Source organism: Bacillus cereus group sp. BfR-BA-01309, from assembly GCF_022664315.1.
Lineage (GTDB): Bacteria > Bacillota > Bacilli > Bacillales > Bacillaceae_G > Bacillus_A > Bacillus_A mobilis.
The window spans coordinates 174,979-188,675 of the sequence record NZ_JAKUHE010000010.1 but is presented as its reverse complement, the minus strand read 5'-3'; the positions used below and the strand labels follow the sequence as shown (position 1 = coordinate 188,675).

Sequence of the window (13,697 nt, the reverse complement as noted above, 5' to 3'; positions counted from 1 at the left end):
TTTTATTTATGCCCAAATAACTTTCATTAAGTTTTTATATTCGTCATTTGCTAATTTATATAGCATTCTCGTATGTTCAAAGACAAGTGCTGGATTAAAGTTTGGTTCTGAGAATGCAAGCGATGCTGAAATATCAATTGCATTTTGCTTGTTTAATGTGAACTTTGCAAATCGATAAGATGTGTTTAATTCATTGATAACGTGCAAAATGTCATTTGTTGATGTTGCATCAGGTACGTGAGCAACATTGAAGCAGTATATATCCACAGTAGGATGCTCGTTTTGGAAAGCAGCGATTAGTTGAATTTTTGCGCCAGCTTCTGTTTCTAATCCTACTGAAAAATGAACAGAACCATCATTTTCATCTATATTTTCTTCCATGTATATATCATTTGATTTTAAGTAGTCTTTAAAATCTGAGATGTTATGTTTTACTGCAGCTTTCATATGTATGAGCCCCCTGATAATTGGAATAGATTGCTATTATTTATTATAATTTAAAAATATTAAAAAAGATAGTTAGAAAGTTCTGATTTTTGATATTGAAGAAATAAAAAGAAGCAGCTCTCTACCTCCATAGAGAACTGCTTCTTTTTTATTCATTGTCGTTAGACGATGTTTCTGTGTCTTCACTGCTATTTTTATTCTTATTTTTCACTTCATTGTTACTTGATTCGCGTTCACTTGAATTTTCTGACTTAGATTCTTTTGTTTTCTCTGTGCTTGTTTTCTTCGAATCAGAGTCTGTTTTTGTATATGCAGGTAATCCAAGGTGAGCACGAAGTTCGTTTGTAACTTTTGCTAATTCTTTTTTATCTGGATTGTAGTAATACGTTCGGCCGCCGCCAGCAGATTTGCTACATGTATCGTCACCTTTTTCCATATAGCAGTCTTCACCTTGAATTTGTAATTTCTCAATTTCCGAGTCCGATCCGTACTTGTAGAATGAAAGCATATCATCGAATGTTAAGTTAGTAACGAATTGTCCGTTAATATCATCAATGATGTTACCAACTTTTGTTACAGATCCAACGCTTGTTAGTTTCTTTAAAATTGCTTCAATAACGAGTTGTTGACGTTGTCCACGCATTGCATCACTATCGATGTGGCGCGTTCTAGCAAGAGCAAGAGCTTCTTCACTATTTAGCTTTTGAACACCTTTTTTCAGATGAATTGCATCAGCATTATCATTGCTATCTTGTTCAGTAAATTCAACTGGTACATCGACTTCAATCCCGCCTAAATCATCGACAATTTTCATAAATGATTTGAAGTTAAACTTTACAAAGTAATCGACAGGAACATTCATTAATTTTTCAACTGCATCAATACTTGCTTGTGGTCCACCATCTTTTCCGTTTTTAGTAGAACCGTATGCATGAGCGTGTGTAATTTTATCTTTTTTCTTTTCCACTGGGATATAAGTATATGTATCTCGTGGAATACTTAATAGTTTTACAGTTTTGCTATCTTTATTAAACGTTGCAAGTAATAGTGCATCCGTTCTTATAGCTTCACCATATTCTTTTCCTCGGACATCGCTTTCATCAACACCCATTACTAAGACAGAGACATTGTTTGTAATAGGTTTTACAGCTTTATCACGTAAATCAGATTTATCACCGCGCGCTAAATCGTGTGCGGCGTTTCGAACAGCAGAAGATGCTTTATTTACTAAAAACCAAGTATAACCGCCACCTATTATTAAAAAGAATAGAATAACGCTTATAATAATTTTTGTTTTTTTCTTACTTTTTTTTGGTTTACTGCGTGTATTTTCTTGCAAAGATGGGTTTTGCTCCATTTCCTGTACTCCTTCATTTGGATTGAAATACGACACTCATATCCACTTATTATAATGAAATTTAGCGAAAAAAGACATTACAAATCATTTACATTTCGTAAAGATTCAATTTATTTATAAAAAGTCAGATTTTCTATATTTTACTTTTTAGATGTAGACTAAGTATAAGGTTTTTTAGTAGAAATGAAAATATGTATTGTGAGAAAGTGATAGAGAAGTAAGATTTGTTGAAATATAGCCAAGAAGAAATGAGTAGGCTTACTTATTTCTTCTATATAATAAAGAAGAATTTGACGGATAAAGGAGAGAGCATAATGAATCATACATCATTCCGAGCAATCGTTGTGAACGAAACAGAAAGTAAGCAGTTTGTAAGAAACGTTGTAGAGAGAGAAGTAAGTAGTTTACCTGAGGGGGACGTATTCATACAGGTTCATTATTCTTCATTAAATTATAAAGATGCACTTTCAGCTACTGGTAATAAAGGTGTAACGAGAACATATCCTCATACGCCAGGAATTGATGCAGCAGGAGCAGTTGTGAGTAGTAAAAGTGAAACTATTAAAGTAGGCGATCAAGTCATTGTAACGGGTTATGATTTAGGTATGAATACTTCTGGTGGTTTCGGAGAATATATTCGTGTGCCAGCATCTTGGATTATCCCTTTACCAGAGGGAATGTCATTAAAGGAAAGTATGATATACGGAACAGCAGGTTTTACAGCTGCTCTATCAGTATATAAGCTTATTGGAGCAGGGATAACGCCTAGTATGGGAGATATTTTAGTAACGGGTGCCACAGGCGGCGTAGGGAGTGTAGCTGTTAGTATTTTAAGTAAGTTAGGATTTAACGTAGTAGGAGCGACAGGGAAAATGGAAGAGGAAGAGATGCTACTACGTCTAGGAGCGAAAAAAGTGATTCATCGTACGGAGTTGAATGATGAATCAGGAAGACCAATGTTACAAGGGATATACGCCGGGGTTATCGATACTGTAGGTGGACATATGCTAGAAACCGCTTTAAAAATGGTGAAGTATGGTGGTTGTGTAACGACATGTGGTAATGTGGCAGGCCAGGAATTAAAAACAACGGTATATCCGTTTATTTTGCGTGGTATAAGTCTGTTAGGGATAGATTCTGTGCAATGCCCATTGGATGTAAGAAGAGATGTGTGGACGCTCTTAGCAAGTGAATGGGAAAATGAAGAGCTAATATCGTATACAGAAGAATGTACATTAGAAGAGTTAGATGAGAAGTTTACACTTATATTGCAAGGAAAGTTAAAAGGAAGAACGGTTGTAAATATGAAATGAAAAAAGAGACGCTTACATTAGCGTCTCTTTCTTATTATAATGATTGTTTTAAATTGATTTTACCTTGTTCACCTAAAACACCATCGGCAATATTTACAGCGTGATCACCGATACGCTCTAAGTTACTTACCATATCAACAAAGATGATACTTGCATCACCTGAACAGCTACGTTCGTTCAGACGTAGTACGTGACGTTTACGAAGAACACGTTCCATTTGGTCAATTTTACGTTCTTTTGCAATAACCGTTTGTGCTAGTTCAGTATCGAAGTTTGTTAAAGCTTCAACTGCGTCTTGTAATGTTGAAATCGTTAATTCAAGCATTTCATTTAGTTCAGCTAGTGCTTCATCTGATAGTGAAACGCGATTTGAAATTTGGAAATCTACAAGTTCTACAAGGTTTTCTACATGATCACCGACACGTTCAATATCCCCAACAACACCAGCTAAAACGGAATGTTTTTCAGAGTCTGAAGGTGAAAGTGGCTTTTCTGATAGTAAAACTAAATACTCGGTAATTTTTTTATCTAAATTGTTAATAGCTCCTTCTAATTGAGTAGCCATGTTTTCATGCTTTTTGTCTTGTGTATTTAAATATTGATTCGCTTCTTTTAAGCCGTGTAATGAAAATTCAGCCATACGCACAACCTCTTTTTGAGCTTCAGTTAAAGCGATAGCTGGAGATTGCTCAATAAAGATTGGATTTAAATGTTGCGGTTTGAAGTTAATAGATGAATCTTCACCACGAATGATTTTTGTTACAATCCATGCTAATACTGCAATGAATGGGAACTGAATAATTGTATTCGTTACGTTAAATGTTCCGTGTGCAAATGCAATTGTCATTTCTGGATTTAAGTTTAATGACGTTTGGAAATACTGGATTAAACTTGTAAATGGTACTAATAAAATTGTAAAGATAATGGTACCGATAATATTAAAGATAACGTGAACTAATGCTGCACGTCTTGCGGCAATTGAAGTACCGATTGCTGCTAATACTGCTGTAATTGTTGTACCGATGTTATCACCGAACAATACAGGAAGAGAAGCTTGTAAATCGATTGCACCTTGACCGAATAGTTCTTGTAAAATACCGATTGTTGCGCTTGAGCTTTGTACAATTAAAGTGAACACTGTACCGACAATAATTCCTAAAATTGGATTGTCACTCATGCTAACCATTAACTCTTGGAATGACTCTAAAGAACGAAGAGGTTTCATACCTGCGCTCATTAATTCTAAACCGAAGAATAACATACCAAAACCGAATACAACTTGACCTACAGAATGTACTTTTTTATTTTTAAAGAAGAATAGTAAAATAGCTCCAACTGCCATAACTGGGAGAGCATATTCTCCGATTTTAATTCCGATAATAAAAGCAGTAACTGTCGTTCCGATGTTCGCACCCATAATAACACCGATTGCTTGTCTTAATGTCATAAATCCGGCACTTACAAGTCCGACTGTTAAAGCGGTTGTTCCTGAACTTGATTGGATTAATACAGTAACTAACATACCTGCTAGTACACCCATAAGTGGGTTTGTTGTAAAGCGATCTAAAATATCGCGAAGACGATCTCCAGCTGCTTGTTGCAGTCCATCGCCCATGTATTTAATCCCGAATAAGAAAATACCTAATCCACCAATGAACTGGAAGATCATATCTTGAACATTATATTCCACGCATTCCACTCCTTAAATTTCATGTACGATGTAATTATTAACTGAACCTTGAGGCACTGTAAACGGTTTGTTAGTAAAATTTACACTAACTTTACAAAGAGATAAAAAGTTTACAATTACTTAAAGAAACAGCTGTATTTTATTGGTTTTTAGCTTATATAAATCTTAATTTTGTAAAGGAATCACACTTTTTAGAATAGTATTTTTCAGTTAAATATCAAAGAAAGCGTCTGCGAGTTCATCGTATATTTTTTGATGAAAGTTAAAAAAATATGTAGGAAAATGCATGTAGTTTTATAACAGCAAAAATACGATAAAAAAAGCCACTGAAATTATCCAGCAGCTTTTTCTCTGTTTTTATTGCCATGCTTTTGCTTTCTTATACTTGTGATGTAAATGAACAGGAAAGCAATAAGTAATAGAGAGGAATAGCGATATACAGTTGCGTAGTTCGTAAAATGTGCAATGAATCCAAATATAATTGCGCCAGCACCAATTCCTAGGTCAAATGCTGAGAAGAATGTAGCTGTTGCGACTCCTCGTCGGTGCGGTGCTACTCTGTCGATCATCCATGCTTGTAGTGCAGGTTGAATCGCTCCAAAACCACTTCCGTAGCATGCCGCTGCGATAATTAAACTCGGAATGGTAGTGGTATACGACAATAAAATAATGCCTGTAAACGTAATAATAACTCCTGGAATAATAACGTATGCATGACCTTTCGCATCATATAACTTTCCAGAAAACGGGCGAGTGACAGCGATTGCAAGTGCATTAAATAAGAAGAAGAGGCTTATATCAACAATGCCGACTTCCGTAGCAAATAATGTAATAAAGCTCCCGATTCCTCCGTACATTAATGTAATACATAATATTAATAATGAAGGAAGTAAAGCTTTACGCTCAATAAATCCATCGAGAAAGGTACCAGATGTTTGTTGCGGTGGTTGTGGCGATTTTTTGATTTGAAGTAGTTTCGTTAATATTAATGAAACAATTGTACAGGAAAGTGCACATAAAAAAAGAATCGTGAAGTTATATGTTTGCATAAGCCAAAGTCCGATAAGTGGACCGAGCGCCATTGCAATTGTTCCAGAAAGACCGAAATATCCCATACCTTCACCGCGGCGAGCTTGCGGAATTAAATCTGAAACGACAGTTCCGTATGTAGTCGTTGTAATACCAAAACCAGCTCCGTGTAAAATTCGAACGGCAAGCAATAGGAAGATGGTTGAAGCGAAAAGATAACTGCCCATAGCGAGTAAACAAATAGCAGTACCGATCATTAAAATAATTTTTTTGCTGAACTTTTGCAAGGCATTTCCAGTTAGCGGTCTAACAAAAAGTGCCGCCACGGTAAACATACCGACAACAAATCCGATATTGGAACTTGTGCCGCCAATTTCTTTCACATAAACAGGTAACGTAGGAATTAACATTTGAAATCCTAAAAACATACATAAGTTTGCTAGAATTAGCGCAACAAACTCTTTCGTCCATAACGGTTCTCGTTTTACGAGTATTGCCTCTCCCATATATTCATCCCCTATATAAAATTTTCCCGCTATTTGCGGGCAGTAAAACTCCCACTTCAAAATCCGGCTGGAGCAAAGAAGTTAGGTGGGAGTGGGGCTGCCCGTAAATGCCCGATTGGTTCAACTAATAATCAGTGGGGGGATGAACACCCCCCTTACTGATTAAAGTTTCACTTTATCTCTTTTCTTTCGAGTATATGTATTGGTCAATGTAACAGTCAAGGAAGGTGCCTTGAAAACGTATAACAATTTTTGCGGTGAAAAAACCGACAAATTTGTGTAAAAGCTACACAACTATGAAAAAAAGATGTAAAGTATAGATGTATAGACTTGTAGTTGTTATGAATGATAGAAATTGATTTTTCTTTAAAGAAAGCGGATTCAAAAAGTAGTGAATGAGAAGGGGATATATACTTTTTCACTACATATATTTGAAAAGGTTTACAAAACAATGAAGAAAGAGGCGTGTACATATGAGACGATTAGGTATTTCTATTTATCCAGAACATTCAACAGTAGGGAAAGATAAGGAATATTTAACATTAGCAAGTAAATACGGATTTAATCGTGTATTCACATGCTTATTGTCTGTAGATGGAGAAAAAGAGAAAATTATAGAAGAGTTTAAAGAAACGATTTCGCATGCAAATGCATTAGGGTTCCAAGTATTAGTTGATATTAGTCCGTCTGTCTTTACACAATTAGGTATTTCATATAATGATTTATCGTTCTTCCATGAGCTAGGAGCGTACGGCATTCGTTTAGATGTCGGTTTCTCAGGATTAGAAGAATCGATTATGACTTACAATCCATACGGCTTAAAAATTGAAATTAATATGAGTAACGGTACGAAATATGTAGATAACATTATGAGCCATAGACCAAATCGTGAAAATTTAATTGGTTGCCATAATTTTTATCCGCATCGTTATTCAGGGTTATCATACGATCATTTCATTAAATGCTCGAAACAATTTAAAGATTACGGTATGAGAACGGCTGCTTTTATTTCATCATTTGATGCAACATACGGACCTTGGCCAGTAACAGAAGGATTATGTACGTTAGAGCAGCATCGTGAATTACCGATGACAACACAGGCGAAGCATTTATTTGCGACAGAATTAATTGATGATGTTATTATTGCAAACGCGTATGCGTCAGAAGAAGAATTACAAGCACTAGGTGCATTAAATAAAGAGAAACAAACATTTGATATAGGGTTATATGATACGACAACAGAACTAGAAAAAATTATTGTATTAGACGAACCTCATTTTTACCGCGGAGATGTATCTGAATATATGATTCGCTCAACACAAAGTCGTGTGAAATATAAGAAAGAAGAGTTCAAACCGCATAATACACGTGAAATTAAACGCGGTGATCTTTTAATTGATAATGAACAGTATGGTCAATATAAAGGTGAATTGCAAATTGCTTTAAAAGATATGATGAATACAGGAAAAACAAATGTAGTTGGCCGAATTGTGGAAGAAGAAATTTTCTTATTAGATTATTTACAAGCATGGGATAAATTCGGGTTTACATTAAAGAAATAGATTAAATAAAAAAGGAAAAAACTACTGACTTCAGCAGCTTTTTCCTTTTTATATATAAATTGCGAGAGGAAGAGCTATGACAAAGGTGCATCAGCGATTAGTTTCTATTTTAGAGGAGTTTTTAGAAGAGAAATCGATGTTAAATCGAGCTTTTTTAGCGAGCCGTTTACATGTATCAACGAAGACGATTCAAAAAGATATAAAATTATTAAATGATATATTGGAAGAAAACGGAGCGAAAATTGAATCGCAAAGAGGGACTGGATACGAACTAGAAATTATACAAACGAAGAAGTTTGAAGAGTTTTGCGTGAGTCTATTTCAAAAACAGACAGAAAAAATCCCAACTTCTTATGAAGAAAGGATAGCGTACATTCTGCAACGTATTTTAACGACAGAGGGATATGTGAAGCTTTCACAGTTAGCAGAGGAGATTTATGTGAGTAAATCGACTGTAAATTTAATTATGAAAGATGTTACAGATATATGTGGTCGTTATCAATTACAAATTGAAAAGAGGCCGTATTATGGTATACGTATTGTGGGAGAAGAGTTCAATATTCGTTCTTGTTTATCACAATATGGTTTACCGCGTTATGACCATACTCCGTTTCATGAGCAATTTGAGCAGAGTGATACATATGTATCGTTACCTCATATACCGCTTATCCGTTCGGTTATATTAAAGTATATCGAGGGAGGGACGATATATTTATCAGATATAGAAATTGATAATTTAGTCATTCATATTGCAATCGCATTAAAGCGTTGTGAAGATCAACATTTTATGAAAGGGCTAAATAAAGAGCAAGCTGAGCTTATCATAAAGAAAGAATATACAATTGCGAAAGAGATTTTAGGAGATTTAGAGAAAGCGTTACATCTTTCATTTCCAGAAGAAGAAGTTTTATATGTAACAATGCATTTATTAAGTACTGCTGTCACAGCAAAAGATCGTTATGAAAATGTGGAAGAACTATTAGGGAAAGATTTATATGCATTCATGCAACATATTCTTTTTAAAGTAGCGGAAGAACGGAATCTTATTTTTTATTATGATGAAGAATTATTATTTGGTTTTGGTGTTCATTTAAAAACGTTATTAAATCGTTTGAAGTATAAGTTAAATACGAGAAATCCTCTTTTGGCAGAAGTGAAAAAGAATTATCCGTATGCTTTTGAAATTGCGGTTCTCGTTGGAGATATAATTGGTGAATATACGGGAGAATCGATTCCGGAAAGTGAAATTGGTTATATTGCGATTCACTTCGGCGGAGCGATGAGCCGTTTACAGGAAGAGAATCAAAAGAAAAGATGTTTATTAGTTTGTGCGACTGGTCAAGGAAGCGCCCAGCTATTGAAATATAAAATTCTATCACAGTTCCGAGATAAATTAGAGATTGTGGGAATTACAGGTTATTATCAGTTGAAAGTTGAAGACATTTATAAAGATAAAATAGATTGTATTATTAGTACGATTCATATACCAAGTGGCTTGCCTGTTCCAGTTATAAAAGTGAACTCAATATTTGATGATAAAGAGATTAAGTCAATCGGTCAGCAGTTGTTTACGCATGTGAATACTAGTGTACAGCAGTATATAAAGGAAGATTTAATCTTTTTAAATCATAGCGCTTCTACGAAAGAAGAGGTTATCCAATTTTTATGTGAGAAAGCTGCTGAAAAAAACTATGTACCAGAACACTTTTATGATTCTGTTATGGAAAGAGAGAATACATCTCCTACAGCAGTTGGAAATTTAGTTGCGATTCCCCATCCAATGCAGTTATTAAGTGAGAAAACATTTTTGATGTTTTGTACACTTGATAAAGCGGTTGACTGGGGAGATAAGAAAGTACAAGTTATTATTTTATTTAGTGTAAAGCGTAATAATAATGAAGATTTACAAAAGCTGTATGATTTTTTATATGATGTTATGTCTAGTCAAAATACGATAGAGAAATTAGCTCAGGCTAAAGTAATTGAAGACTTTCAAGAGATATTATTATCGTTATAAGAAAAGTATGTAAAAACTTCCGTTACACAACGGAAGTTTTTTATGTTTAATTGTATGCGTTTTCATAATAAGATAACAATATAGAAAAAAGATAGCTTGGGGGAATTTAAAATGACTGATATGCAAACTCCATTTGCGTTAATTTTACATGGCGGCAACGCGAGAAGCGCGTCACTGGAAGCAATCGCTTTTGCAAGACAAGGAGATTTTGAGAATGCGAGTGAAAAGATGACACTTGCTAGTGAAGAAATTTCAGCAGCTCATCGCATTCAAACAGACTTAATTCAAGAAGAAGCAAGAGGAAATCATGCAGAAATCAGTTTACTGTTAGTGCATGCACAAGATCATTTAATGAATGCAATTACAGTGAAAGAACTTGCTGAAGAATTTATCACTCTTCATAAACGAGTAGAAGAGAAAGTGACAGTATAAGATGTACATTTTATTATGTTGTGCAGCAGGCATGTCAACGAGCATGGTTGTAAGGAAAATGCAAGAAGAGGCAAAGAAACAAGGGAAGGATTATAAAATTAAAGCAGTTGATTCAGAACTTGTGAAACTGGAGATAAAACATGCTGATGTAGTTTTAATCGGACCACAGGTGAAGTATTTGTTTCCAGCTGTACAGTTTCTTGCGAACTCATACGATATACCGGTTGCAATTATAGAGCAACGAGATTATGGCATGTGTGACGGTTTGAAAGTATTGAAACAAGCAGAACAATTAGTTTTAGCATAATTATATTTTTTAAATATAAACATTATAATGTTATAACTTTATTTCATTCTTTCGTAGTAAAGAGAAAGAGGAGGGGTATTGATGAATGGTTTTATGAGTTTTATGGAACAAAAGATTATGCCAACAACGCAAAAGATTGCAGGACAACGACATTTATTAGCAATTCGAAACGGGGTTATTTCTACATTGCCGTTAACGATTGTCGGATCATTTTTCGTTATCTTTTTAAATTTACCAATTGATGCATATATGGAGTGGATTGCACCGTTTCGCCATATTTTAGATATTCCATTCCGATTTACAGTAGGTTTAATGGCGTTATACGCAGCATTTGGGGTAGGAGCTTCACTCGCGAATTTTTATCAGCTCAATCAGTTAAGTGCAGGGTTGTTATCTGTACTCGCCTTTTTACTAGCATCAGTTGAACCAATTCAAATTACGAAAGCTGTACCAGGTGTTATTGATGCAGGTAGATACATTTCAGTAGGAACATTAAGTGCAACATCTTTATTCGGAGCAATTGTTACCGCCTTAATTGCAGTAGAAATTTATCATTTTATGATTAAGCATAATATCTCGATTAAATTACCAGATAGTGTACCACCAGCAGTTTCAAATTCGTTTGCAGCATTAATTCCAACTTTAGTCGTTATTCTTTTATTCTGGGGTATTCGTTACGGTTTAAAATTTGATGTAAATACAACAATCACATATTTAATCGCACCATTAAAATCAGTATTAGTAGGAAATAATTTATTCGGCGGTTTATTAACAGTATTCTTAATCGTGTTCTTCTGGTCATTCGGTATACATGGCCCTGCGATTTTAGGACCAATCATTCGTCCGATGTGGGATTCAGCAATTCTTGAAAATATGGAAGTATTCACAGCTACAGGAAATGCACATCAATTACCAAACTTATTTACAGAGCAATTTATTCAATGGTTCGTATGGATTGGTGGATCAGGCTCAACGTTAGCTTTAGTTATTATGTTTATGTTCTCTAAATCTAAGTTCCTAAAAGAGTTAGGTAGATTATCATTCGTGCCAGGCTTATTCAATATTAATGAACCGATTATTTTCGGGGCACCAATTGTAATGAATCCAATTTTAATTATTCCATTCGTTATTACACCGTTAGTGACAACGACAGTATCATATTTCGCAGTTGTTTCAGGTATGATTCCGATGATGATGGCGAAATTGCCATTTACGATGTTAGCACCAATTGCAGCGATTATTAGTACGGACTGGACAATTATGGCTGGTGTACTTGTACTTGTTAACTTTGTTATCTCATTCGTTATTTACTATCCATTCTTCAAAATGTATGAGAAACAACAAGTAGCAGGAGAGGAGAAAGAAAAATGCTCGGAGCAATTATCATCTTAATTACATTCGTAGCGGGGCAGTGTATTGCACATTATTCAAAATGGGTACAAAGTAAATCTTTATTAGTGTTACTACTCGTATCAATTTTATTTATCGGTAGTTCAATGGGTGCCTATGTAATGTTAGGGTTACAATCACCGTACATAATTATTGTACCAACGATTTTATGTGCAACATGTTTATCTGCAAAATATAGATTTACGAGCATGGCATTAATACAACGTGTGAAGGAGATGCAAAAGCATGGAGCGTAAGTTAGGAATTTCACTTTATCCAGAGCATTCAACGAAAGAAAAAGATATGGCATATATTTCGGCAGCGGCACGCCACGGTTTTTCAAGAATATTCACATGTCTATTATCTGTGAATCAACCGAAAGAAGAGATTGTAGTTGAATTTAAAGAAATTATTAATCATGCAAAAGATCATAATATGGAAGTTATTTTAGATGTAGCTCCGGCGGTATTCGATCAACTTGGTATTAGCTATAGCGATCTATCATTCTTTGCAGAGTTAGGTGCAGATGGTATTCGTTTAGATTTAGGTTTTGACGGATTAACAGAAGCAAAAATGACGAATAATCCGTATGGCTTAAAAATTGAACTAAACGTAAGTAATGATATTGCATACTTAGAAAATATTCTTTCGCACCAGGCGAATAAGCCAGCTTTAATTGGTTGTCATAACTTTTATCCGCAAAAGTTCACTGGTCTTCCGTATGATTACTTCATTCGCTGCAGCGAACGCTTTAAAAAACACGGTATTCGTACGGCAGCATTTATTACGTCACATGCAGCTGACATTGGCCCATGGGATATTAACGACGGATTATGTACGTTAGAACAACACCGTAACTTACCGATTGAAGTACAAGCGAAACACTTATGGGCAACAGGGCTTATTGATGATGTGATTATCGGAAATGCTTATGCGAGTGAAGAAGAGCTAGAGAGACTAGGAAACTTAAATCGTTACATGCTACAGCTAAAGGTGCACTTTGTAGACGAAGCGACTGAAGTAGAGAAGAAAGCCACGCTGCAAGAATTACACGTAAGACGCGGCGACATAACAGAATACATGGTACGTTCTACAGAAGTGCGTAAAAAGTACAAAGACTATGACTTCCCAGTGCGCGAGAGTGTATTACAGGAAAGAGGGCAAGTTGTAATTGGTAACAACTCATTCGGAAAGTATAAAGGTGAACTGCAAATTATTCTAAAAGAAATGCCGATAGATGAACGGAAAAATATTGTCGGTACAATTGCAGAAGAGGAGTTATTCTTACTAGATTATGTAGGAGCTTGGACGCAGTTTACTTGTGTGGAATAGGGAAGGACAGGAGAGGATGCTATGGCATCCTCTTTTTTCTGTTGAAATAGTAATTTATCATATATAGAATGCAAAGAGATAGATTTAATTTGGGCGGGAGAGAAGGAGATTGTCATCGCTCTTCGTTTTTTACATAAGTTTGTTGATCGTGAAGAAGTTTTAAAGACATTTGATAAAGTGTATAAAAAACGAGGGAATTTGTTTATGTCGGAGAGGAAGTGGCTTCGAGACAACATTGTTTATTTTCAAGAGAAAGAATGTAAGAATCATAAAAAAAGAGTCAGTCTCAACAATGAGACTGACTCTTTTTAGTACG

At 35.1% G+C, this 13,697-nt stretch carries 12 protein-coding genes and 1 pseudogene; 9 read left to right on the top strand and 4 right to left on the bottom strand.

Annotated features, from left to right (window positions below; genetic code table 11):
- Nucleotides 1–6: 6 nt before the first annotated feature.
- Nucleotides 7–447, bottom strand: a complete 441-nt coding sequence (locus MR115_RS19870; protein WP_000642361.1) for a hypothetical protein — start codon at nt 445–447, stop codon at nt 7–9.
- A gap of 148 nt (nt 448–595) precedes the next feature.
- A complete protein-coding gene (locus tag MR115_RS19865; protein WP_242242497.1) occupies nt 596–1,804 on the bottom strand; it encodes an LCP family protein in 1,209 nt (402 codons plus the stop codon).
- 314 nt (nt 1,805–2,118) lie between these two features.
- On the opposite strand from MR115_RS19865, the gene MR115_RS19860 reads away from it, so the two are divergent.
- Nucleotides 2,119–3,117 (top strand): YhdH/YhfP family quinone oxidoreductase, encoded by a 999-nt coding sequence (locus MR115_RS19860; RefSeq protein ID WP_242242495.1) that lies wholly within the window; start codon nt 2,119–2,121, stop codon nt 3,115–3,117.
- Between the two features lie 34 nt (nt 3,118–3,151).
- Here the strand turns inward: MR115_RS19860 and MR115_RS19855 are convergent, their stop codons facing one another.
- On the bottom strand, nt 3,152–4,807 hold the full coding sequence (locus tag MR115_RS19855) for a Na/Pi cotransporter family protein (RefSeq protein WP_000456277.1): 1,656 nt from the start codon (nt 4,805–4,807) through the stop codon (nt 3,152–3,154).
- A gap of 332 nt (nt 4,808–5,139) precedes the next feature.
- Complete coding sequence (locus MR115_RS19850) at nt 5,140–6,342, bottom strand: MFS transporter (protein WP_242242493.1); 1,203 nt, start codon at nt 6,340–6,342, stop codon at nt 5,140–5,142.
- Nucleotides 6,343–6,815: 473 nt separating this feature from the next.
- Between MR115_RS19850 and MR115_RS19845 the strand changes: the two genes are divergently transcribed.
- From MR115_RS19845 to MR115_RS19810, 8 genes and pseudogenes are all read left to right on the top strand, one after another.
- Nucleotides 6,816–7,904 carry a DUF871 domain-containing protein gene (locus MR115_RS19845; RefSeq protein ID WP_242242491.1) on the top strand — a complete coding sequence of 363 codons (1,089 nt, stop codon included), beginning with the start codon at nt 6,816–6,818 and terminating at the stop codon, nt 7,902–7,904.
- A gap of 76 nt (nt 7,905–7,980) precedes the next feature.
- Nucleotides 7,981–9,921 carry a BglG family transcription antiterminator gene (locus tag MR115_RS19840; protein WP_242242489.1) on the top strand — a complete coding sequence of 647 codons (1,941 nt, stop codon included), beginning with the start codon at nt 7,981–7,983 and terminating at the stop codon, nt 9,919–9,921.
- A gap of 111 nt (nt 9,922–10,032) precedes the next feature.
- Nucleotides 10,033–10,353, top strand: a complete 321-nt coding sequence (locus MR115_RS19835) for a PTS lactose/cellobiose transporter subunit IIA (RefSeq protein WP_000131338.1) — start codon at nt 10,033–10,035, stop codon at nt 10,351–10,353.
- Between the two features lies 1 nt (nt 10,354).
- Entirely contained in the window at nt 10,355–10,660 is a 306-nt protein-coding gene (locus MR115_RS19830) for a PTS sugar transporter subunit IIB (protein ID WP_242242487.1), read from the top strand.
- A gap of 81 nt (nt 10,661–10,741) precedes the next feature.
- Complete coding sequence (locus tag MR115_RS19825; protein WP_061680154.1) at nt 10,742–12,052, top strand: PTS sugar transporter subunit IIC; 1,311 nt, start codon at nt 10,742–10,744, stop codon at nt 12,050–12,052.
- Complete coding sequence (locus tag MR115_RS19820; protein WP_242242485.1) at nt 12,028–12,306, top strand: hypothetical protein; 279 nt, start codon at nt 12,028–12,030, stop codon at nt 12,304–12,306. The genes MR115_RS19825 and MR115_RS19820 overlap by 25 nt, the downstream gene beginning before the upstream one ends.
- The gene (locus MR115_RS19815) at nt 12,296–13,381 is read left to right on the top strand and encodes a DUF871 domain-containing protein (protein WP_242242484.1); all 1,086 of its coding nucleotides are present in this window, start codon (nt 12,296–12,298) and stop codon (nt 13,379–13,381) included. The genes MR115_RS19820 and MR115_RS19815 overlap by 11 nt, the downstream gene beginning before the upstream one ends.
- A gap of 99 nt (nt 13,382–13,480) precedes the next feature.
- Nucleotides 13,481–13,693: pseudogene (locus MR115_RS19810) on the top strand (hypothetical protein); the annotation flags it as partial.
- Nucleotides 13,694–13,697: the final 4 nt, after the last annotated feature.

Excerpts from the sequence above, each read along its gene's own strand:
- MR115_RS19870 (WP_000642361.1), bottom strand. The coding sequence starts at position 447 with ATGAAAGCTGCAGTAAAACATAACATCTCAGATTTTAAAGACTACTTA.
- MR115_RS19865 (WP_242242497.1), bottom strand. The coding sequence starts at position 1,804 with ATGGAGCAAAACCCATCTTTGCAAGAAAATACACGCAGTAAACCAAAA.
- MR115_RS19860 (WP_242242495.1), top strand. The coding sequence starts at position 2,119 with ATGAATCATACATCATTCCGAGCAATCGTTGTGAACGAAACAGAAAGT.
- MR115_RS19850 (WP_242242493.1), bottom strand. The coding sequence starts at position 6,342 with ATGGGAGAGGCAATACTCGTAAAACGAGAACCGTTATGGACGAAAGAG.
- MR115_RS19845 (WP_242242491.1), top strand. The coding sequence starts at position 6,816 with ATGAGACGATTAGGTATTTCTATTTATCCAGAACATTCAACAGTAGGG.
- MR115_RS19840 (WP_242242489.1), top strand. The coding sequence starts at position 7,981 with ATGACAAAGGTGCATCAGCGATTAGTTTCTATTTTAGAGGAGTTTTTA.
- MR115_RS19835 (WP_000131338.1), top strand. The coding sequence starts at position 10,033 with ATGACTGATATGCAAACTCCATTTGCGTTAATTTTACATGGCGGCAAC.
- MR115_RS19830 (WP_242242487.1), top strand. The coding sequence starts at position 10,355 with ATGTACATTTTATTATGTTGTGCAGCAGGCATGTCAACGAGCATGGTT.
- MR115_RS19825 (WP_061680154.1), top strand. The coding sequence starts at position 10,742 with ATGAATGGTTTTATGAGTTTTATGGAACAAAAGATTATGCCAACAACG.
- MR115_RS19820 (WP_242242485.1), top strand. The coding sequence starts at position 12,028 with ATGCTCGGAGCAATTATCATCTTAATTACATTCGTAGCGGGGCAGTGT.
- MR115_RS19815 (WP_242242484.1), top strand. The coding sequence starts at position 12,296 with ATGGAGCGTAAGTTAGGAATTTCACTTTATCCAGAGCATTCAACGAAA.